The organism is Vibrio sp. SCSIO 43137, assembly GCF_028201475.1.
In the GTDB taxonomy this organism is placed as follows: Bacteria; Pseudomonadota; Gammaproteobacteria; order Enterobacterales; family Vibrionaceae; genus Vibrio.
The window spans coordinates 356,299-376,705 of sequence record NZ_CP116384.1 but is presented as its reverse complement, the minus strand read 5'-3'; the positions used below and the strand labels follow the sequence as shown (position 1 = coordinate 376,705).

17 protein-coding genes are annotated in these 20,407 nt (G+C 46.1%); 6 read left to right on the top strand and 11 right to left on the bottom strand.

Translation table 11 applies throughout. The annotated features are described in order from the left end of the window. Positions 1-76: 76 nt before the first annotated feature. The 3 genes from PK654_RS17470 to PK654_RS17460 form a co-directional block, all read right to left on the bottom strand. The gene (locus PK654_RS17470; RefSeq protein WP_271700318.1) at positions 77-856 is read right to left on the bottom strand and encodes a class I SAM-dependent methyltransferase; all 780 of its coding nucleotides are present in this window, start codon (positions 854-856) and stop codon (positions 77-79) included. Between the two features lie 350 nt (positions 857-1,206). Continuing rightward, complete coding sequence (locus tag PK654_RS17465) at positions 1,207-2,568, bottom strand: L-serine ammonia-lyase (protein WP_271700317.1); 1,362 nt, start codon at positions 2,566-2,568, stop codon at positions 1,207-1,209. 94 nt (positions 2,569-2,662) lie between these two features. Further along, positions 2,663-3,916, bottom strand: a complete 1,254-nt coding sequence (locus PK654_RS17460) for an aromatic amino acid transport family protein (protein ID WP_271700316.1) — start codon at positions 3,914-3,916, stop codon at positions 2,663-2,665. 648 nt (positions 3,917-4,564) lie between these two features. Between PK654_RS17460 and PK654_RS17455 the strand changes: the two genes are divergently transcribed. After that, entirely contained in the window at positions 4,565-5,461 is an 897-nt protein-coding gene (locus PK654_RS17455) for a LysR family transcriptional regulator (RefSeq protein WP_271700315.1), read from the top strand. Positions 5,462-5,472: 11 nt separating this feature from the next. Here PK654_RS17455 and PK654_RS17450 read toward each other — a convergent pair whose 3' ends face one another. Further along, entirely contained in the window at positions 5,473-6,462 is a 990-nt protein-coding gene (locus PK654_RS17450; RefSeq protein ID WP_271700314.1) for a quinone oxidoreductase family protein, read from the bottom strand. Between the two features lie 139 nt (positions 6,463-6,601). Beyond that, positions 6,602-7,510 carry a LysR family transcriptional regulator gene (locus PK654_RS17445; RefSeq protein WP_271700313.1) on the bottom strand — a complete coding sequence of 303 codons (909 nt, stop codon included), beginning with the start codon at positions 7,508-7,510 and terminating at the stop codon, positions 6,602-6,604. A 92-nt stretch (positions 7,511-7,602) separates the two neighbouring features. On the opposite strand from PK654_RS17445, the gene PK654_RS17440 reads away from it, so the two are divergent. Together PK654_RS17440 and PK654_RS17435 are read left to right on the top strand one after the other, a co-directional pair. After that, the gene (locus tag PK654_RS17440; protein WP_271700311.1) at positions 7,603-8,064 is read left to right on the top strand and encodes a DMT family transporter; all 462 of its coding nucleotides are present in this window, start codon (positions 7,603-7,605) and stop codon (positions 8,062-8,064) included. A gap of 2 nt (positions 8,065-8,066) precedes the next feature. Next, positions 8,067-8,504 (top strand): DMT family transporter, encoded by a 438-nt coding sequence (locus tag PK654_RS17435; protein WP_271700309.1) that lies wholly within the window; start codon positions 8,067-8,069, stop codon positions 8,502-8,504. Here PK654_RS17435 and PK654_RS17430 read toward each other — a convergent pair. After that, positions 8,473-8,808 carry a zinc ribbon domain-containing protein YjdM gene (locus PK654_RS17430; protein ID WP_271700308.1) on the bottom strand — a complete coding sequence of 112 codons (336 nt, stop codon included), beginning with the start codon at positions 8,806-8,808 and terminating at the stop codon, positions 8,473-8,475. The two genes, PK654_RS17435 and PK654_RS17430, sit on opposite strands and share 32 nt — an antisense overlap. Positions 8,809-8,945: 137 nt before the next feature. Between PK654_RS17430 and PK654_RS17425 the strand changes: the two genes are divergently transcribed. After that, complete coding sequence (locus PK654_RS17425) at positions 8,946-9,572, top strand: HD domain-containing protein (protein ID WP_271700306.1); 627 nt, start codon at positions 8,946-8,948, stop codon at positions 9,570-9,572. 23 nt (positions 9,573-9,595) lie between these two features. Here the strand turns inward: PK654_RS17425 and PK654_RS17420 are convergent, their stop codons facing one another. Continuing rightward, entirely contained in the window at positions 9,596-11,227 is a 1,632-nt protein-coding gene (locus PK654_RS17420) for a methyl-accepting chemotaxis protein (RefSeq protein ID WP_271700305.1), read from the bottom strand. Positions 11,228-11,526: 299 nt separating this feature from the next. Here PK654_RS17420 and PK654_RS17415 point away from each other — a divergent pair, with 299 nt between their 5' ends. Beyond that, positions 11,527-12,300: a hypothetical protein gene (locus tag PK654_RS17415; RefSeq protein WP_271700304.1), complete on the top strand. Its 774-nt coding sequence runs from the start codon at positions 11,527-11,529 to the stop codon at positions 12,298-12,300. 393 nt (positions 12,301-12,693) lie between these two features. Here PK654_RS17415 and PK654_RS17410 read toward each other — a convergent pair whose 3' ends face one another. Next, entirely contained in the window at positions 12,694-13,152 is a 459-nt protein-coding gene (locus tag PK654_RS17410; protein WP_271700302.1) for a YgiW/YdeI family stress tolerance OB fold protein, read from the bottom strand. Between the two features lie 108 nt (positions 13,153-13,260). Next, complete coding sequence (locus PK654_RS17405) at positions 13,261-14,163, bottom strand: DMT family transporter (protein WP_271700300.1); 903 nt, start codon at positions 14,161-14,163, stop codon at positions 13,261-13,263. A gap of 90 nt (positions 14,164-14,253) precedes the next feature. Between PK654_RS17405 and PK654_RS17400 the strand changes: the two genes are divergently transcribed. After that, complete coding sequence (locus tag PK654_RS17400; RefSeq protein WP_271700298.1) at positions 14,254-15,162, top strand: LysR family transcriptional regulator; 909 nt, start codon at positions 14,254-14,256, stop codon at positions 15,160-15,162. Positions 15,163-15,237: 75 nt separating this feature from the next. Here the strand turns inward: PK654_RS17400 and PK654_RS17395 are convergent, their stop codons facing one another. Together PK654_RS17395 and sbcD are read right to left on the bottom strand one after the other, a co-directional pair. Continuing rightward, the gene (locus PK654_RS17395) at positions 15,238-18,954 is read right to left on the bottom strand and encodes an SbcC/MukB-like Walker B domain-containing protein (RefSeq protein ID WP_271700297.1); all 3,717 of its coding nucleotides are present in this window, start codon (positions 18,952-18,954) and stop codon (positions 15,238-15,240) included. Next, positions 18,954-20,186 (bottom strand): exonuclease subunit SbcD, encoded by a 1,233-nt coding sequence (sbcD, locus tag PK654_RS17390; RefSeq protein ID WP_271700295.1) that lies wholly within the window; start codon positions 20,184-20,186, stop codon positions 18,954-18,956. The genes PK654_RS17395 and sbcD overlap by 1 nt, the downstream gene beginning before the upstream one ends. Positions 20,187-20,407 lie beyond the last annotated feature (221 nt).

Here is a 20,407-nt window from a genome sequence, read left to right as displayed (position 1 = left end):
TACATTTTATTGGACAAGTATAATTTCAAAGCTACAACTTGTACAGTAAGTTGGACATACCATTCTAACGTGGCAATCAAGCTTTAACACCAATAGTGACAAAGTCCTGCCCTAAAATCGGCTCATCTTCAGCCAACTTTGAGGCTTTCAGTATTTTTTGTCGTACTTCTTCATTGGAAAGCTTCTTTTCGATATCTGACAACATCCAGATAGGGCTAACCACACCTTTGGTTTCAACAGTACTAAATCCTGCTTCAGAGACTTCTGTTTCCAGTTCAGAGGGAAGGTGAAAATACCATGAAGGTTCACGACTTCTGACACCTGTTTTTACCTCCTCAGACACCATTTTAAAGTAGGAGTCATCTAAAATAAGTTCGCTATGAACACCATAAAACAACCCTGCATAACGATTAATAGCGAAGGCAAACACTTGTCCGTCAGGTTTAAGTATTCTGAATGCCTCTGCGAGCACTTTTCTTCTGATAGCAATATCGGTGATATGGTACAAAGGCCCATGTAAAATAACGGCATCAAATGATTCATCCGGAAAACTTAACTCCTGAGCATCTCCTACGTGATAACCTCCTAGTTCAACTCCGTTTTCCTCACTTAATTGCTTTGCTTTTTCAATGTGTAACGGAACGATATCCAGCAACTGAACCTCATGTCCCCGTTTTGCCAAATCAAAGGAATAAACTCCGGTAGCTCCGCCGATGTCGATAATTCTCTGTTTAGTTGGCAGATATTGTTGAAATAGCTGAAGTGTTCTGAGTTGTTGAATCTGACCAAACCCATCTATATGACGCTTATGCTCATTAAAAGAATTTGTATAATATTCAACAACATTACTGCTCATAGATTTGCTTCCTTTTTCACAGTTTCAGTTCAGTTAGCTCATAGCAATTGTTATACAGTCAAACTCATATAATGTCACATAGGTGCAGGTGTGTTTGTTGAAATATCAGACCAGTTTAGTTATGTCTGATCCTTTCACCATCTGCTTTCGCCAGAAAGACGAGTTACAAAACGGAGGTTTGACCGCGGTTCATAACTACTAACTTACGCCCCTCCAATAAGCTGAAACCTTGATTATCTTAGTAAGTAAAATAAACACAAGTGCGGTTAAGAAATCATTGCCATATATCTTTTTACTGATTGTACAGATTAGATAGCAATGCCTCAGGCAGAGAATACCTGAGGCAAAAATTAACAAACTACTTTTATTGCTAATCCGCCTTGAGACGTTTCACGATATTTGGCATTCATATCTTTACCAGTTTCTAGCATTGTTTCTATAACTTTATCTAGAGATACTGTCGGTTCAAAAGAGCGGCGAAGTGCCATACGAGTTGAATTGATCGCTTTTACAGCTGCAATACCGTTGCGTTCGATACATGGAACTTGTACCTGACCAGCCACTGGATCACAAGTCAGGCCTAAGTTATGTTCCATGCCTATTTCTGCCGCCATACATACTTGCTCTGGGCTAGCTCCCATAAGCTCAGCAAGACCAGCTGCCGCCATTGAACATGCCACACCAACTTCTCCCTGACAGCCAACCTCAGCCCCAGAGATGGATGCATTACGCTTATAAAGACCACCAATCGCACCAGATGCCGCAAAGTAACGGATGTAATCTTTTTCAGTCACGGTTTGGATAAATTTGTCGTAATAAGCCAACACCGCAGGGATGATTCCACAAGCACCGTTCGTTGGGGCTGTAACAACACGTCCACCAGCTGCATTTTCTTCGTTTACTGCGAAAGCGAACATGTTTACCCAGTCAACAACTGCCATTGGATCGTTAGTTGTCTTTTCAGAAGTAAGCAATTGCTGACGAAGTGCTGCTGCGCGACGAGGCACACGTAGAGGACCAGGTAAAATACCTTCTTCGTTCATACCACGCTCCATACATTCGCGCATTGTGCGCCAAATATTAGCGAAATACGTACGAGCCTCTTCATCCGAATGCAGGGAGTGTTCATTCTTCATCACAAGCGCACTAATTGAAAGACCACTTTCTTTACATTGGTTAATAAGCTCTTCGGCAGTAGTGTATTCGTAAGGTACCTTAATTGGATTCTCTATTTCTTTTCCGAAGTTTTCTTCATCAACAATGAATCCACCACCGATCGAGTAATAAGTCTTTGAGTAAACTTTTTCATCTTCAATCCACGCGTGGATCTGCATACCATTTTCGTGTAACGCCAGATTAGTAGTATGAAAATTCATACCACCATCCTTCGGGAACGATACTGTGTGGCAGTGCATTCCAACGGGCAGGCGTTCAGTTTCTTCTACTCGAGCGATAAAACCCGAAATTGAGTCAATATCTACTTTCTCAGGGGAGTTGCCTGCAAGACCCATAATAATCGCAATATCCGTGTGGTGGCCTCTCCCTGTCAATGACAGTGAACCGTAAACATCAACGGTAATTTTAGTGATGTCGCGCAACTTCCCCATTGAGCGTAAATCATCAATAAATTCTTTACCGGCTTTCATTGGACCTACAGTGTGTGAGCTTGAAGGACCAACACCGATCTTATATATGTCAAAAACGCTAATCATATCGATTACCTTATAACAAAGCCTCCCATAGGAGTTGGGAGGCTTTTTACTATTTATATTCTTGAATTAATCACGCGTTACCATAGAACGATGATTAAAGAGCGCCGTAGATTACAGAACTAATTGCTGCTACCCCACAGATAACAGTGAAAATCTGCACTGGTATTGAGGTTTTATATTTGGCCATTGCCGGAACTTTCTGCATCGCGAATACAGGCATCAGGAATAAAATTGCAGCGATCATCGGTGCACCCATAGTTTCAATCATGCCCAGAATACTTGGGTTAACAATAGCAACGATCCATGTGGTCACAACAATGAAGATAAGCGATGCTTTTTCTATCTTGCTTACAGAAGTATTAGAGCGAGACTTGATTAGACCAACCAAACCTTCATGTGCACCAAGAAAGTGGCCAAAGTAGCTAGAAGTGATAGCTGCGAATGCTACTAGAGGTCCCATGTAAGAAATAAGTGGAGACTCGTGGACATTAGCCAGGTAAGACAATATCGAGATGTTTTGCTCTTGTGCAGTTGTTAATTGCTCTGGAGAGAGAGAAAGCACTACAGAAAATACGAAGAACATTACAAAACCCATTAGCATCATTGCAGCGCCACCAGTGATAGCATCCGTTTTCTGAACTGCATCATCACCATATACGCGACGTTGTTCTTTAGAGAACTGAGAGATTATAGGGCTATGGTTAAAAGAGAACACGATGATTGGTATTGCCAGCCAAATAATCGAAGGCATTGAACCCCAGTCAGGTGCGACTTCCATCATTGACGTATTCCAATCAGGAATCAGGTAAAAAGATAGCGCTAGCAAGATAAATACCAGAGGGTAAACCATTGCTGATGTTGCTTTCAGCATTAGCTCTTTACCGAATACTACACCCGCAGTCATAGCAGCGATTAGCGCGCCAGAAAGTAACCAGCGAGGGAAAGATTCCATACCAACTTGGTTAACTAGGAAAGAGTCAACAGTGTTTGTGATACCAACACCATAGATTAGTACAATTGGGTAAATAGCAAAGAAGTATGCAAAAGTAATAAGGTTGGCACCAGCTTTACCAAAATGCTCTTCTACAGTATCTGTAATATCTGCTTCAGGATTTTTAGCTGAAAGTACAAAACGCGCCAAAGACTTATGCGCTAGCCAAGTCATTGGAGCAGCTAGTAGAGCGAGAATAACCAGTGGCCAAAAGCCACCCGCACCCGCTTTAATTGGAAGAAATAGTACTCCTGCACCTACAGCCGTGCCGAACAGTGATAAGCACCATGTAAAATCTTTATAATTCCATTTAGAAAACTTTTGTCCATTAACGTTTAACGTCGCCGTTGTATTCATCTGATAATTTGCCTTTTATTGGTGTATAAGTTTTCAGGTCGGCGATATTGCAGTGTATTAATTTTCTTTTACAGTAAAAATTGAAGATAAATTTGGGAGAGTTACAAAATTATGAGCAGCCCTACTTTATTACAAACTCTTACACTATTTATATTTATATATACATTACTTTTTCTAATGCAAATTTCAGTTTTGTTATTTGTTATGTTACGTTTATGTATTTTTTATGTACTATAGAGCAAAGTAAAACAATGCCTCTTTCATAATAAACTGTTCACTCCAAGCCTACCATTGCATTAGAAAACTTATGGCAAATCTTGACAGCGTATATTGATTAGAATTCAAACCACTCCAGTTCAAAGTATATCCAATTTACATAACACCAGCTGTAAATTGTTTTTCACAACAAGATCACCCAAGAGTATTCTCTGACACTCATGCGCTTAAACACATACAGCAGTTGACTAAGCTTTTTCGTATCTTAGCCTTTCACCAGAAAGACGAGTTACAAAACAGTGGTGAGTAGGCTCAAAGCAACAGAGAAAACCGGCTTTGCAAGACACAATTGCAATTTTGGGATAATAACCGCTGCACTTTTGGCTTAGAATTAACAGCAGAACAACTGCTGGTTAAATAAAAGAGCATGCGATGAAAAGAGTACTGGATGATTTAAGTGTATTTTGTGCCGTAGTGGAAAAGGGCAGCCTTAAGCAGGCGTCTGAACTGCTTGGTATCCCTCATAGCACGGTCAGCCGCAGAATAGATGCCCTTGAAGATGCCCTCGGTCTGCACCTGCTACACCGCACAACCAGAGAAGTAACGGTAACAAACCGCGGCCAGCAGCTCTACCGCGACTGCTCTCCCTTGCTTGGTTCACTAACCAGCTCTATCAAACTTGCCATTGAAGATGAGGTTCAGTTTAAAGGGGAACTGTCCGTCTCTATGCCGGTTCGGGCTGGTCTGGACTTTCTTGGTCACTGGCTAATCGATTTTGCTTCTGAGCACAAAGAGCTCAACCTTGAGCTTTCCCTCTCTAACGTTAATCTCAATCTTGTTCAGGACAATGTCGACCTCGCTTTCCGGGTAGGTCCCCTGCCCGATTCTTCCGCTATAGCATTGCGTTTATGGGATATTCCCTACTCTGTTTATGCCAGTAATAAGTTTATGCAAGCTCACAACCTGCCGACGGAGGGGATTACTTTTGAGCAGTTATCCCAGCTTCCGGCAGTTATCTCTATGCCGGCCAAGGCGTGGGTATTTACCGATAACCGCCATCAGGAAGCGGTATTCCAGCCAAATGCCAAACTGACAGTGGATGATCTGGAACTTGCCCGCCACGCAGTAGTAAGCGGGCAGTTTATCGGCTTGCTACCCGATGACATCATTCAGGACGACACTCTCAGCAAAATTCATATCGCTAACTATAAACCCAGAACCAGAACCATGTATGCCTACTATATCGGTAAACGCCATACCATCAGTCAGATCAGACATATTGTTGACTATATCCGTCAGAGGCATCAGCAGACACTGTCTGCTGAATAATATCTCTCGCTCTATGCTTCTGGCGTCAGCAGCATCTTGCCCATAATTTTTCCGCTCTCCAGCAGGTCGTGCGCCTGAGAGGCTTCTGCCAGTGGCATAGTGGAGTAAACCGGATTGATTTTGCCTTCATCCAGTAGTTGATAAATGGCATTCATCGATTTTTTCACCAACGGGAAGTCGCTGAAGAAAGTCGCGTAGATTTCAGAGTAGGTAATGGTTGGTGCCTTACCAAAATGCTGAACTGCTTCTGCCTGCAGGTTAGTTTCACCCACACCGGCAAGGAAACCGAAGATAACGATATGGCCAAGAGTGGCAAGCACGTCCAGATCCTGCTTAATGGTGTCACCAGCTACCGGATTAAAGATGTAGTTAACCCCTTTGCCTTCCGTGACCTTTTTCACCTCTTCCACCCAGTTTTCGGTGGAGTTAAAGGCATAGTCAGCACCCAGCTTCAGCGCCTGTTCTACTTTCTCGTCCTGACGGTCAAGGGCAATCACTTTCAGGCCGGCCACTTTAGCAAGCTGAATCAATGCTGTACCAACACCACCTGTCGATGCGTAAATCAGGGCAAACTTATCCTGCTCTGCACGCGCTACATTGTGCAGCATATGGTAAGCAGTGAAGTAAGTGACCGGCATGGCGCCTGCTTGAAGAACATCGGCTGTCTCTGGAAGCAATATCAGTTTATCAGCGTCAACAGCTGTGTATTCTGCGTAAGTAGATGCGCCAATAGGGCCCAAAAATGCAACTTTCTGTCCCTGTTTAAGCTCTGTACCGTTGGCGTCAGCAACAATACCACTGCCTTCAACACCAGAAATAAATGGCAGTTCAGGCATCATACCCGGAGGCATATTGCCTTCACGGATAACCGTATCGATAAAGTTGATCGGTGCGGCTTTCATTTCAACCAGTACCTGACCCTCTTTAAGCTGAGGCTTATCGATCTCTTTATAAATCAGTTTATCGCTTCCGCCTGTCTGTTCTAAAACAACCGCTTTCATAATTTTTCTCCTGTTTTGGCTTCTTTGCCGTTAATGCTTATCAAGCTACGGGAGAGATAATAATCAGCAGGCAGAAAGGTGAACATTAGCAATCAGGGACAAGTGAATTGCAGAAATGGTATTGTCTAAAACAGAACTGTCAGCAATCCCAGTAACCGGAGCCTGTTCCCAGCTTATTTTTCATAAACTCGATAAACACTTTAACCTTCTCCGGCAGGTGTTTTCGCTCAGGGTATACGGCGTAAATGGCATGATCCGGAAGGCTATACTCTTCAAGCAGAGGAACAAGACGGCCATCGGAAAGGTAGTCAGAAACAATAAAGGTCGGCATCTGGCAGATACCTAACCCCTGAAGCAGAACCTCCGCAATAGCGTCACTGTTATTGACGATAAAGTTGCCCTTAGGCTCAACCTTTATCTTCTTATCATCATAATAAAAGCTCCACTCAACTCCGGCCTGAAACAAGCTGTAATAGATACAGTTGTGATCGGTAAGATCCTGAGGTGTTTGTGGTGTACCGTATTGCTTAAGGTAGTCAGGTGAAGCACAAACCACACTTTTACAATCCACCAGTTTGCGCGCAATCAGCGAAGAGTCCTTTAGCTCACCAATGCGGATACCGACATCGAAAGCACCTTCGGTCATATCCACCACCTTATCATCCATACTGAGTATCACTTCCATATCCGGGTAAGTGTCTAAAAACTCTTTAATAAAAGGAACAAGGTGGAGTCTGGAAAAAGTCATTGGGGCATTGATCTTCAACACACCTTTAGGTTTGCCCTGATAGCTGGACAAAGCTGCAAAACCGTCCTGGGCCAGTGAATAGGCATTTCTGGCATAGTCGGAAAACCTTTCTCCCGCTTCCGTCAGGGTCAGTTTTCTGGTGGTGCGGTGAAACAGCCTGACACCAAGGCTGTCTTCCAGAACCGATATACGCTTGCTGACCGCCGATTTAGTCATTCCAAGCCGCTCTGCCGCCGATGAGAAACTGCCGCACTCAACCACAGCAACAAATACAGGAATAGCGGAAAACCCTTCTTTCATTGTCAACTTTTTCTCTTCAATGATTTTCTTAACCAGAGATTATCATTGTTTTCGAATACAATTAAAGTAGCGCCAACAAAAAAGGAGTATTTATGCAAAGCCTTAACCTTAATCGCTATTCCCTGCTGGCATTGTGCGGCGGCGGATTACTGGCTCTGATGATCTATCTGAACAGCCAACTGGCGGCCTCAACCTCTGCTGTTAATGCCTCGTGGCTGGCGCACGGAATCGGAGCCTTGGTCGCCTATAGCCTGCTGGCAATAACCAGAAAAACAGACACCACAGGGGGTGAAAGATCAAAAGCGCCACGAATTTTCTTTCTGGGCGGAGTTCCCGGTGCACTAACGGTTGTGCTGGCGTCGGTCACCGTCAATAGCGCAATTGGCCTGTCAGGTACATTGGCTCTGGGGCTTATTGGCCAGTTAAGTTTTTCTCTTCTGTGTGAGCACTTTGGCTGGCTGAATCTGCCAAAAAGGGCTTTTACAGCAATGGAGTTACTGCCTGTTCTGCTCGTTACCGCCGGCTCAACACTGATTATTTTTGCCCGGAGCTAAACATGATTTTCTATATATTTCTCGCCCTGATTAACGGTATCTGTATCGCACTGAGCAGGATACTAAACGGACAGCTGAGCCAGTATCGCGGGGCATTTCACGCCTCTTATATCAACCACCTTATCGGTTTTGCTTTTCTGACTCTGCTGGTTCTGAGTTGGTTTGGACTGCCTGAGCAACTGCCTACGGACTTTACTCTGTATACCGGCGGGGTCATCGGCGCCCTTTATGTGGCGGTCAACAGTCTGGTGATGACAAAACTCGGCTCCACCAACGCCATTATTCTGGTGATCAGCGGTCAGATGCTGCTTAGCCTGCTAATCGATATGCTCATTGGATTGCCTCAGAATATGCTGCTGAGCCTGACCGGTGTCGTTCTGATTGTGGCCGGTATCGCGACGAAAGAGTTTATCCGGCTCTCTTCACGTACTTCGCCGTAATCATCATCTCGCCGGTACCATCTACCTTACAATCAAGCTGGTGATCTTTGCCGTCAACAATACGCCTGATCACCGCTTTAGTCCCAATCTTTAGCACCTGTGAGCTACCTTTTACCTTCAGGTCTTTGGCGATGGTGACCTTATCCCCTTCACTAAGCTGTGTGCCGTTGGCGTCCTTTACATTGGGAATATCATCAGCGGCTTCCGACGGGTTCCATTCGTAAGCACATTCAGGGCAAACCAGTTGCTCCTGATCTTGATATACATATTCAGACTGACATTGAGGGCATGGAGGGTAAGACATAATAGGTTACTTTTTTGGTTAACATGGGTGCTTATGGTAAGAGTTCTGCTGTCACTTTACGAGTCCAATTTGTTCCATTTTAATGTAGTATTGATCTCCCTATGCTGGCAGCTAACCATCTGATAAAGAGATTAATTATGATCAACGAGTATGAGCAGAAGATGCTCTCCTTTGTGGAAAAAGAGATGACTCAGGATGCCGCTCACGATATTAATCATGTGTTACGGGTGGTTAAAAGCGCAAAACAACTTTGCCAACCGGAGCAGGCTATTGCTGAGATTGTTGTACCTGCCGCCTATCTGCATGACTGTGTCTCGCTGGCAAAAAACCATCCGCAACGGACTCAGAGCTCGGTAATGGCGGCGGAAAAAGCGATCGCTTTTCTGAGGGAAATTAACTACCCGGAGAAGTGGTTCGACGGCATCTATCACGCTATCGCAGCGCACAGTTTTAGTGCCGGAATTAAGCCGGAAACGACTGAAGCCAGTATTGTTCAGGATGCCGACAGGCTGGATGCATTAGGCGCTATTGGTGTCACCCGCTGGATGCAGGTAACTACCCAGTTGGGCACACCACTTTATCATCCACAGGATGCTTTTTGCGATACTCGTCGGCCCGATGATAAGCAGTATGCGGTTGACCACTTTTACGTAAAACTGCTCAGGCTGGCTGACACCTTCAATACCCAATCAGCAAAAACCGAGGCGGAAAAACGCACCCGGTTTATGCTCTCTTTTCTGGATCAGTTAAGAGCTGAAGTCTGAGCGTAACCGCCAGCGTTCAGTTATCAGCTAATTTTGAACTTCTGCACGATATTAAGCAGGTTTGCCGCCTGATGGCCTAAATCAGAACAAGCCTGCACCGTCTGTGATGCGCCAAGGGTAACGCCTTCAGAGAAGTCATTAATCTGCTCGACATTTCGGTGCAAATCTTCCGTTACGGAACTCTGTTCACTACAGGTACTTGCCACCTGAATGCTCATCTCAGCAATAGAATCTACGCCGTTACCTATCTGCTGAATCACCTCTCCGGCGAGAAGGGTTTGTTCTACACAGCTCTGAATTAGCTCACCGCTTTTCTGGGTTGCCAGTACTGTCTCTTTTGAACGTGACTGCAGAGAGTTGATAATGGAAACCACTTCCTCCGTTGAGTCGTGTGTCCTTCCTGCCAGCACCCGCACTTCATCAGCTACCACGGCGAAGCCACGCCCTTGCTCACCTGCCCTTGCGGCTTCTATTGCTGCATTTAATGCCAGAAGGTTAGTCTGCTCTGCAATACTTTGTATCACGTCGACAACCACACTGATATTGGAGGCATCTTTTTCCAGATCTTCGATCATTTCGCCGGTTTCACGGATAGATGACTCAGCCTGCTCAATCTTACTGACGCAAAGCTGCACCACATCGGAGCCATTTTTCGCTTCCAAAGTAGCCTCTCCTGCTGACCGAGAAGCGGCTTCTGTATTCCCCGCCACATCATTCACCGTAGCCTGAATCTGATTCATGGCAGTGGCAACCAGACTAAGCTGGTCTTTCTGCTCGTTCATTCCTGTGAGAGCCTGTTCAGAGATAGAGTTCACCTCTTCGATTGATGCACCAAGCTGATTTGACGTACTGGAGATTTGGTCAACCAGACTCAACAGGTTGGCCTGCATTTCACTACAGGTATCCGCCAGTTCGCCCAGTTCATCATTGCCTATCTTGTCCCGTTGCAATTGGTGAGTCAGGTCGCCGGCAGCGATTTTTCCCGCCATATCAATAACCAGTGTCAGAGGGTTGCATATCTGTCTTATCAGCATAATGGCGGAAATAATCATAAAGCCGATAACACCGGCAACACCAATAGCACTATACAGAATGGCTGACTCAACTCTCTCCTTTGTACCCTGCTCATCTTCGTCAGCGTAGACAGTGTTTAAAAGCTCCAGATCAGCAATGGCCTGCTTAAGGTTATCAAACTGTACTGCACCACTGTTGGTTATACTCACCGCCTGTTTAAACCGGCCGCTATCAATGGCCGCCATAAACTGTGAATGGACATCGCGGTACTGTTTCCAGCTTTTGTCCACGGCAGCAAACGCTCTCTCATCCCGCTCGTCCCACAGTCCCTGCCGGTACTCTTCCACAGAGCCTTCAATTTTGCTCTGCATATGAGATATCTCTGCCACAATGCTGTTTTTCTGATCGCTTTCTAAGTTCGCCAACAGCATAAACTGCTCTTCCCTCAGGGTAAGCACCTCGTTTTGCAGGTTTTTCACCAGCACAATACTTGGCACTGTGGTATCAGCAAACACTTCAACCATTTCCTGAATGTATTTGACCTGAGAAACGAAGAAGTAAAGGAACATACTGAGCAGAACCGACACCAGTAAAAATACGGCACTGATCTTTTTCTTTATAGATACATTGGAGAACAACACTAGCCTGCCACTATCAATAAGTTGGATATTGTGACGGAATATAGAGATTTCTGTCAGCGATTCCTCAATCAGAATCAGTTATCGGTAATAAACCCGATAGATCAGCCAATTAACTTATTTATGGCACTTATGGATAATTTCATCTGCCTGCCAGCCGATATCTGTTTCTAATCATAAAGTTAAACACTGTTTGCCTCTCAGTTATGTAAACCTGACTTTATTAACCATAAGAAAAGGATATGATTATGGATGACTATCACGCTTAATCTGCTGGCAGCAGATCATTAAGGAAAATAACTGTGTGGAATCCGATTAAAACAACTCTTATTTCAATTGTGGCTATGCTCTTGTCTGCTCATGCCGTGGCCTATACTAATGGTGATTATCCCCGTCTGGCAGAGACCATTGTAGACGGTAAAATGCTATCCGCCGGCAACAGCAAACTGACCAACGCCATTGAGAAAGGGAACGCCATTCCCCTTATCTTTGACTCTCAGTTTAACAGTTTGACTAGTACCCTGTTTCCTGCCCCTTATTTTGATAGCTATATGGCACAAAAACTTAACGGCGAAGGTTTTGTTGCCGGGCTCAGACATCTGGTTGAGCAGTTCGCCTGTAGTGAGTACCGCTTTCGTCATGGTCTGAAGCAGTCTGACAGGTGTAACGGCTATACTACTGAATCAGCAGACCGCGAGCCAATGCCTTTCGTCGGCGGTATCTATGTGGATCGAAGAATGGAATATCATCTGGACGATAAACAGAGTGGTATAAGCTACTATTTTTATCTGGAAAACAGCGCCGCAGTTGGACTGGATAAATTGCTCGGCTCGGTACACCAGCTTGGTAGCTTTTTCGGCAGGCAGTTTGATCGCCGCCAGTTGCAATTGGCAATCCGGGTTATGGCCTATCAGCTGGACAACAATGGGAACCGCAGCTCTGCTCCTGTTTATAACAAGCCTCTCAGCTATCTTGTTATTCTGCCGACATCGCAGCAAATCTATAAGCAGGCGAATCAGACTCAAGCAGCTCGGTTTGCAGCCGGGCAGGCCAGACTGTTGATCCTAAAAAGCTGATTTTTGGAAAGCTGATTTTATATAGCTGACAGTCACCCGGCAAAAACCAGCTCAACTCAAAATCAGTTACAGCTCAAAAAGAGAAGGTGGTAAAAAGAAAAAAAGCCAGTCGCAAATATCGCGGCTGGCTTAAATAATGTGTGAACAATAATTATTCACTAACAACGTCAGTTGGCTAGGTGACCCTCGGCTTTAAGAAGGGTCATTTAATATGTATCAATTAGCGTGCCAACTTTTTTGCATCATTTTTGTACGAAAACAGGCACTATGAGCCTTGTTTATGGTCATGCGTTGCATATTAACAATCGCATTATGCAATTCAATTTGCAATTTGCAAATTGGCCTACTCAAAAAGAGGTAAAGCAAGGTTCTATTGCTGACGATTAAACAGGTTTACAAAACCGTCAGTTGCTTTACTTCAAACTTGTCTTCAGACCAAAACTCCGTTTCATACTCCCCTTTTATTCTGACTCTGTCTTTATCAGAAAATGTCAGGTCAGAACGTCGTCTTAACTCAATCACCAGTTCACCCGCTCCGTCAGTAAACAGGAAGGTTCTGTCACTAATCTGTTTAATAATATGCCCTTCCAGAATGTGATTGCTATCGCTGAACCAGCTTGTATCTGCCAGAACATCAGCCACGCTGCTTGTCTCTACCGGTCCGGTATAAACAACGGAAGAACGGTGCTTATCGTCCTTTCTGTCATGGTCATCATGGTCGGCATAGGCTACGCCTGTTCCGCCGACAATAAGAGTAGAAGCTACCGCTGAAACCAACAGTGCACGTCGCTTGTTGCTTCTGATTTGGTTAATTTTCTGGCCGGCTTGTTTAATCTTTTCGCTGATTGTCATTCTCTTTTCCTCTGTCGCAGCTTAACTTACCCTGACCATTCTAATGACCGGCACTTAACCGCAACTGAGGCTACTGTTCATATTCCGTTAATCCCGATCCAGGTTGGGTTATGAGTCACTGCTGACAGAAGCAGCCATAACCGCCCCTAACAGAAGCAGGCCACCGCACATCTGAATCCAGGTTAACGCTTCTCCCAGCCAGAGCATGGAAAACAGTGCCCCGAACAGAGGTTCGCTGCCCATCAACAGAGATGCTTTGGTGGGAGAGATTTTTCTTACCGCGTAGTTTTGAGCATAAAAAGCAAACAGAGTACAAAACAACACCAGAAAGGCGGTGATCATCCAGAACTCTGAATAAGCAGGCAGTTGCACTGAAGCTATCCCATCCATAGCAAGGGTGAGAGATAGAGTGCAAACTGCAACCACCAAGGCCTGCAGTGCTGTGAGCGTGCTATTGGTAATCCGCCTGTTCTCTGTCAGCTTTCTGGTGGACACGACCATTACAGCTCTGAGCATGGCGGCAATGATGATGCACATATCCCCCTGATTAAATGAGATTTCCAGCCCCGGGTGGTAGGTAAGCAGTAAAACGCCAAAAGTACTGATTAGCGACAGGATTAAAAGCTTAGTTTGCGGCACTTTTCTACTTACCGCGGCTTCCAGTAAAGCGGTGAAAATAACGTTCAGGCTGATAAGAAAGGCAGCATTGGATGCCGTCGTCTGACTGACACCATAAACCTCGAAAAAGAAAATCAGGGTCAGAATAGCACCAGTGGGCAAAGCGACCAGCCAGTCTTTGTTTCTTCCTTTGGCAAAATCGGCAATCACTACCGGCACCAGCAACAGAAAAGTCGCGCCGAAACGAATGGCGATAAACAGCAGCACACTGGTATACATCAGCGCGCTTTTTGTCAGCCCGTAACTGGTGCCCCAGACTATCGCCACCAGAAGCAGTACTATTTCCGGTGCTGATATAAGCCCTGTCGTCCTACGCAAAACCAAACTAACCATAATAATTTCCTGACTATTACATTGACTCTCTCACTATCCATTAGTACGTTAAATGGAACAATAGGGTTTTATGCAAAGGATAATTGCGCCGTGGATACAAATAGAATTATTGCTCTGCTACCTGAAATGGCAGTGCTGGTAGTAGTGATTGAAGAGGGCAGCTTTTCAAAAGCCGCTGATAAACTGGGTGTTGCCCCCTCCTCCGTCAGTCGTTCTATTGCCAGACTGGAGGAGGCCTTACAGCAAAAGCTGATAGAACGAACCACCCGTAAGCTTAGGCTAAGCAGCAACGGCGAACCCGTCTATAACCTCTGTGTGGATATGCTTAATTCGGCAAAACTGGCCAGTGATGCCGCGTTCTCAGATCAAGATGAATTGGCAGGCGAGATAAGGGTGGCAGCGCCGCGGGCATTCTCCAGTCAGGTATTGTCCCCGTTGATTCTCGATTTTCTGCAATTACACCCAAAGGTCTCTGTGCATATGGTGGTTGAAGATCACTATATCGACCCTGTCGGCCATGAAGTCGATCTGGTTATCCATATCAGTGACCGGCCGGTGGAAGGGTTAGTGGCACGTGTTCTGGGGCGTAACCAACTGGTACTGTGTGCCAGCCCGGACTACTTAGCGACAAACGGCACACCAGACACACCAGCAGCACTTGCCGGTCATAACTGTATCCGGCTGGGAGAGAGCTCTTCCGATCGCAAATGGTCATTTCATCAGGGAGAGTCAGTTGAAACCGTCAGTGTGCATGGCTCACTGGCGGTTAACCACACTAAGATTCGCAAAGAGGCGGTGCTGAGGGGAATGGGGATTTCCATCTTTCCTTACTTCAGTATCTGCAACGAGGTAGAAGCAGGTAAGGTGATTCCATTGCTGGAAGAGTGGCAGTTACAGGGAAATTATCAGGGGCAAATTCTGGCTCAGTACCCTCAATCACGCTTTATTCCGGCGCAACTTAAAGCGTTAGTCGGTCACCTTCAGAGTCATCTTAGTTAGCCTGAGTCCGGGTTAGTTAAAACATATAAACCAGAGACTAAAAAGCAGGGCACTGCCCTGCTTCAGACATTACCGTTAAACCGCGCTAAAACGATAAGCAGGCTCAAGTTCACTTACCCCGAGACCAGCCTTCTTCTTCACTTTTAACTGCACCGGTATTCTGTCCTTCATGGCTTCGATATGGCTTATCACACCAATCATTTTGCCGGACGCGTTCAGGCTATCAAGGGCATCAAGGGCCAGATCCAGAGTTTCACTGTCCAACGTGCCAAAACCTTCATCGAGAAACAGGGAGTCGATACTGGTCTTGTGGCTGACCAGATCAGACAATCCCAGCGCCAGTGCGAGACTCACCAGAAAGCTCTCACCGCCAGACAAGGTTTTGGTATCCCTCACTACGTCTGCCTGCCATGTATCGAGAACCGACAGCTCCAGCCCCTCACTCTCGCTGCGCTTCAATTGATAGCGGCCATGCAGTCGTTCAAGCTGCTGATTAGCTAAGTAGACCAAGTTATCCAGCGTCAGCCCCTGAGCAAACTTGCGGAACTTATCACCGCTACCTGAGCCAATTAACGAGTGCAAGTAGTGGATATCCTCAAACTGCTCTCTCTCCTGTTGGATCTGACTAAACAGAGCACTCTGCTCTTCGCGGCGCTTTTTATCGGAGCTGATTTCGTTTTCCAGCTCACCCTGACGCTTCGCGTTACTCTCAATGGTCTGTTTAAGCACCGTAGTATCTTCTGTCAGTTGCTCTTTGCTACTCTGACGATAGGCATCTGCCTGTGGATCCGACAGTAACGTCTGCTGTAGTTGTTCTGCTGACGCAAACAGAGTTTTTGCGTTGGAAAGTGCATGCTCAAGAGTCTGTTTCAGATCCGTTAACTGATGCTTCTCTTGTGGCTCAAGCAGCGCCAGTTTAAACGACTCTCCATCACTAAACGGGCTGTCTGCCAGCTTCTGCTGCCACTCCTGTTGACTCTGCTGCTGTTTTTTACCGGCTGAATCAAGGCTGGATTGCAATGCAATGCACTCACCTTCAAGGCCCTTTTTCTGCTGATTAACCTGCTGCATCTGCTGCTGATTATCGAGCTGAGCCTTTTCTGCTGTTCTGGTCTCTCTCTCTGCCTGTGCCCGCTCAGTTTCAACAACCCGCTCGCCAAACAGTTCCTGACGGCGCTCATAGAGTTCTGCCAATTTACTCTGCTGCTCTGAACGTTTTTTACCGCTCTCAGCAACAAAATGATGCAGTTCATTAATCCGGCCTGCCTGAACTGACAAGTTGGAGTTCAGTGCCGTCAGCTCCGTTTTCAAGCCATTGAGTTGCTGCTCTTTCTCATTCCACAGCGCCATATCCTGTCGCTTGGCATAAAGCCAGTGTGACAGGTTCTGCTGCGGCTCAAGCTGATATCCGCAAGCGGTAATGCCGGCAATAAGCTCCTGCTGACGGGACTGTTTTTCCTGCTCTGTCTGCTGGCTCTGTCCTTTATGTGCTGACAGGCTTTTCTGCTCATGTTCCAGTTGCTGTATAGCCAGTTTAAGCGCAGATTCTGATTCATGAGCACTTCTCTGAAGTTCGGTCAGTTCATTGTGAATCTTACCGAGCATCTCTTCTGCCTGACGATACTTCACAGCAAATTCAGACAGTTTGTTACGCTCCGACTCTTGTTGCAGGGCGAACTGCCTAAGAGCTTCTACTTCACTAATTGCCTGAGGGTACTCTAGCTGTGCAGCACTCTCCTGCCAGCTATTAACCAGATCGCCTTGCTGCTGCTCAAGCCAGTTAACCCGGTTCTGCTCGTCAGTAACGGTACGCAACAAGGTATCCAGTTGCTGCTTGACCTCTTTGCCCTGCTGCTCAATGGCCGCAAGCTCCTGTTCTGCCTGCTGCTTCTGTTGCTCTGTCTGAGAAGCCGTTACCGGTTGTGCACCAGCAGCCAACGGATGATCTAACCCACCACAGAGAGGGCACGGCACATCATCCTGCAGCTGGCTTCTGTACACCGCCAACACTTGTTCCTGCTCAAGCAGTTGCTGCTCTTTTTTCAGCAGCTCATCCAGGGTTTTCACCAGACTACTCTGCTGCCGGTAACGATCCACCAGATGCTGTCTCTGCTGCTCAAGAGTCTGCTTTTCAGTCACACTGGATTGCAAATAACTCTGCTTCTGCTTTCTCTCTTGCTCATAGCCCAGCCAGTTGGTTTGCAAGGTATGTAAACTCTGCACAGTGGCGATAGTCTGGTTAAGATGAGTCAGCCGGTTTTCCAGTTGTGGCAGGCTTTCATCAATACCATAACCGGTTTTTAATCCGGCCAGACTTTTCTCACTCTCAGCCAGCAGAGCCTGTTTATCTGACAGCACTTTTTTCTGCTGCTGTTCAGCCTTCTCCAGCTCTGCAATTCTATTGCTCTGCTGCTGAAGTTCTGCTTCTGCCTTAACCGTTTTCTCTGCCAGTTGGCTCAGTGACTCATCTAACTGGTTCAACTGATTCAGTTGTTCCGCCCATTTTTCGATATTTCGGCTTAGTCCGGCGTCTTGTTTGTGCTGACTCTGATAAGCAACAACATCGCTAATTTGCTTCTCAACATCCTGCTTATTCTTTTCCGTGCGGACGTTGAGATCACTGATACCGGTCAGTTCTTCGTTATACTCAGCCGCCCTTTTCTGCAGAGTTTGTAGCTGGCTGTTTTCCAGCTTAATCTCGCCATCCAGCGGAATAACCTGCTGATTAATCAGTTGCTCAAGCTGGCTTTGCTGCTGTTTAGCCTGCTTTAATTCTTCATCTGACTGCTGTGCCTGCTTCTCTTTAATATCAAGCTGTTCAGCTGCTTGCTGAAGAAGGGATTGCTTATCTGCCAGTTGGCTTTGCAGCAGTTTGTATTCTGCCTCTGCCTGCTGTAATAGCTGGTATGGGGTACGGATCTGTTCAGCCGGCTCATTGGCCGCCAGTCTCTTCAATTCCGGTTCTGCCTTTTGTATAGCCTGTTCGGCCTGAGAAAGATCCTGTCTGGCGCCCTCTACCGCACTGTTCTGCTTTTCCAGTTCCGTATGCCAGTTCAGGTTAGCAGTTAGTTGCTCCAGCTGCTGCTTATGCTGGGTCTGATCTTTCTCCACCTGCACCATTTGCTGATTAAGCTCTGCAACTTGCTCCTCACTAAGTAACTGCACCCCTTTCGCCTGAGCTTCTAGCTCCGCTAAGGCAGATTTGCTCTGGCTAAATTCTTCATGAACTCTCTGGGAAATCTGGCTATAGATCTCGGTGCCCGTCAGCTCCTCCAGCAGCTCCGCCCGTTCTGCCTCTCTGGCATTAAGAAATGCGGCAAACTGCCCTTGTGACAGCAACATAGACTTAGTAAAGCGGCCAAAATCCAGACCTGTGATGGCTTTTATCAGTTCGTTCTTCTTTTTCACCTGATTAGCCAGCACTTTACCTGACTCAACTTCTGCCAACTCAACCGTTGCCGGTTGCAGTTTTCCGTCTACCTTGCCGCGGGCTCTTTTCATCGACCAGAAGGCTCGATAAGCTTTACCCTTCACCTCGAACTCAACTTCAGACAGACATTCGGCGGTACCACGGGTCATCAACTCATTATTGGTGGCAGATATCACATCCAGACGCGGGGTTTCCTGATAAAGGGCAACGCAGATAGCGTCCAGAATAGTAGTTTTACCTGCTCCGGTCGGGCCGGTAATGGCAAACAAGCCATTGTCGGAAAAAGGAGACTGAGTAAAGTCGATTTTCCACTCCCCTTTCAGGGAGTTAAGGTTTAAAAATCTCAGGCTAAGAATTTTCATTACACCTGCTCCTTGTCATCCAGCCCCGACACAAGCTGATTAAAGCGGGTTCTGATCCTGCTTAAGCGCTGCTTTTCGTCGTCGGTTTCAAAGCTCTCCTGCGATAGGCGTTTCTCAAACACTTCATAAGGAGTCAGTTCAGAAAGGGTCTCCTGCTGTTCCCGTTTCAGGCTCTTTTGTGCCTGACCTCTCGCCCTGCGAAGCTGCAAAACTTCGACGTTTAGCGGCTCAGTCAGCGTCTGAATTTTCTGTTGTAGATCAGAGAGGAAGTCCTGAATTTCTACTTCAATGGCCAGCCAGACACTTTTATCTTGTTCAAGGTGCTGATATGCGGAGAGCTGTTGTTCAATTTGCTCGAGACTTCCCTTTAAAGACTCCATTTTCTGAAACATAGGCACATCAATCGGGGTAATTTCCGGCTGATTTTGCGGCTTGAAATCCACCATCACCACCTGCTTAGTTGACTTCAGTTCATCAAAGCTAAGAGGGATAGGTGAGCCGCAATAACGAATATTGGGCTGCTTAGCCACGATTTGTGGCCTGTGTATATGGCCTAAAGCAATGTAATCTGCCGGCGGGAAACCATCGGCAGCAAAGCCGTCCAGTGTCCCTATATAAATATCTCTTTCTGAATCGGCTTTGGTTACTCCCATCGCCGTCAGGTGGCCGGTAGCAATAATTGGCAGCTCTTTATCCAGCTGCTGACGCAGCTCTTCAGCACGGCTATACAGGCTGTGGTAGTGGCTCTTTATTGCATCACCTAATTGCTTCTGTTTCTCGGTTCCCGAACTGCCAGCGCTGCTTTTCATTACATCTCTTGCCCGGACAAAAGGCACGGCGCATAAGAGTGCACCGACGTCACCATTGCGCTTTTTCAGACAGATAATCTGTTCATCGAGCTCATCGCTGGTGTTGGCAATCACATGGGCATTCAGACAAGATACCAAAGGTTTGGACTCATTTAGTGTAGCAACAGAGTCGTGGTTTCCGCCCAGAATCACCAGCTCACAACCCCGCTGGCTGATATCAACCACAAACTGGTTATACATCTCTCTGGCATAACTTGGCGGTGTGCCGGAATCAAAGATATCACCAGCAATAATCACCGCATCGATCTGTTGCTTTTCAACCTGCAACAGCAGCCAGTCAATAAATTGCTGGTGCTCTTTTCTGCGGCTTTTATTAAAAAAGTTCTGACCCAGATGCCAGTCTGACGTATGAAGAATTCGCATAATGATTTTACAAACAGAAGTATTAGATGAGATTGTGCCAACTAAACCCCTGCCAGACAATCATTCTGTTTGATTTAGCAGAGTTAAGCTTTTGATGAACATATAAATCGTAAACCTGCTCGGGTAATAATGTAAGCACTCCACTAATAACAAATAAATCTTGGAAGAAGGCAATTGAGCTGAAACGTTTTTTAACAGATACTTAACAGAAAGTTAGCCCA

Coding starts and splice junctions, on each gene's coding strand:
- PK654_RS17470 (WP_271700318.1), bottom strand. CDS start 856: ATGAGCAGTAATGTTGTTGAATATTATACAAATTCTTTTAATGAGCAT.
- PK654_RS17465 (WP_271700317.1), bottom strand. CDS start 2,568: ATGATTAGCGTTTTTGACATATATAAGATCGGTGTTGGTCCTTCAAGC.
- PK654_RS17460 (WP_271700316.1), bottom strand. CDS start 3,916: ATGAATACAACGGCGACGTTAAACGTTAATGGACAAAAGTTTTCTAAA.
- PK654_RS17455 (WP_271700315.1), top strand. CDS start 4,565: ATGAAAAGAGTACTGGATGATTTAAGTGTATTTTGTGCCGTAGTGGAA.
- PK654_RS17450 (WP_271700314.1), bottom strand. CDS start 6,462: ATGAAAGCGGTTGTTTTAGAACAGACAGGCGGAAGCGATAAACTGATT.
- PK654_RS17445 (WP_271700313.1), bottom strand. CDS start 7,510: ATGAAAGAAGGGTTTTCCGCTATTCCTGTATTTGTTGCTGTGGTTGAG.
- PK654_RS17440 (WP_271700311.1), top strand. CDS start 7,603: ATGCAAAGCCTTAACCTTAATCGCTATTCCCTGCTGGCATTGTGCGGC.
- PK654_RS17435 (WP_271700309.1), top strand. CDS start 8,067: ATGATTTTCTATATATTTCTCGCCCTGATTAACGGTATCTGTATCGCA.
- PK654_RS17430 (WP_271700308.1), bottom strand. CDS start 8,808: ATGTCTTACCCTCCATGCCCTCAATGTCAGTCTGAATATGTATATCAA.
- PK654_RS17425 (WP_271700306.1), top strand. CDS start 8,946: ATGATCAACGAGTATGAGCAGAAGATGCTCTCCTTTGTGGAAAAAGAG.
- PK654_RS17410 (WP_271700302.1), bottom strand. CDS start 13,152: ATGACAATCAGCGAAAAGATTAAACAAGCCGGCCAGAAAATTAACCAA.
- PK654_RS17405 (WP_271700300.1), bottom strand. CDS start 14,163: ATGGTTAGTTTGGTTTTGCGTAGGACGACAGGGCTTATATCAGCACCG.
- PK654_RS17395 (WP_271700297.1), bottom strand. CDS start 18,954: ATGAAAATTCTTAGCCTGAGATTTTTAAACCTTAACTCCCTGAAAGGG.
- sbcD (WP_271700295.1), bottom strand. CDS start 20,186: ATGCGAATTCTTCATACGTCAGACTGGCATCTGGGTCAGAACTTTTTT.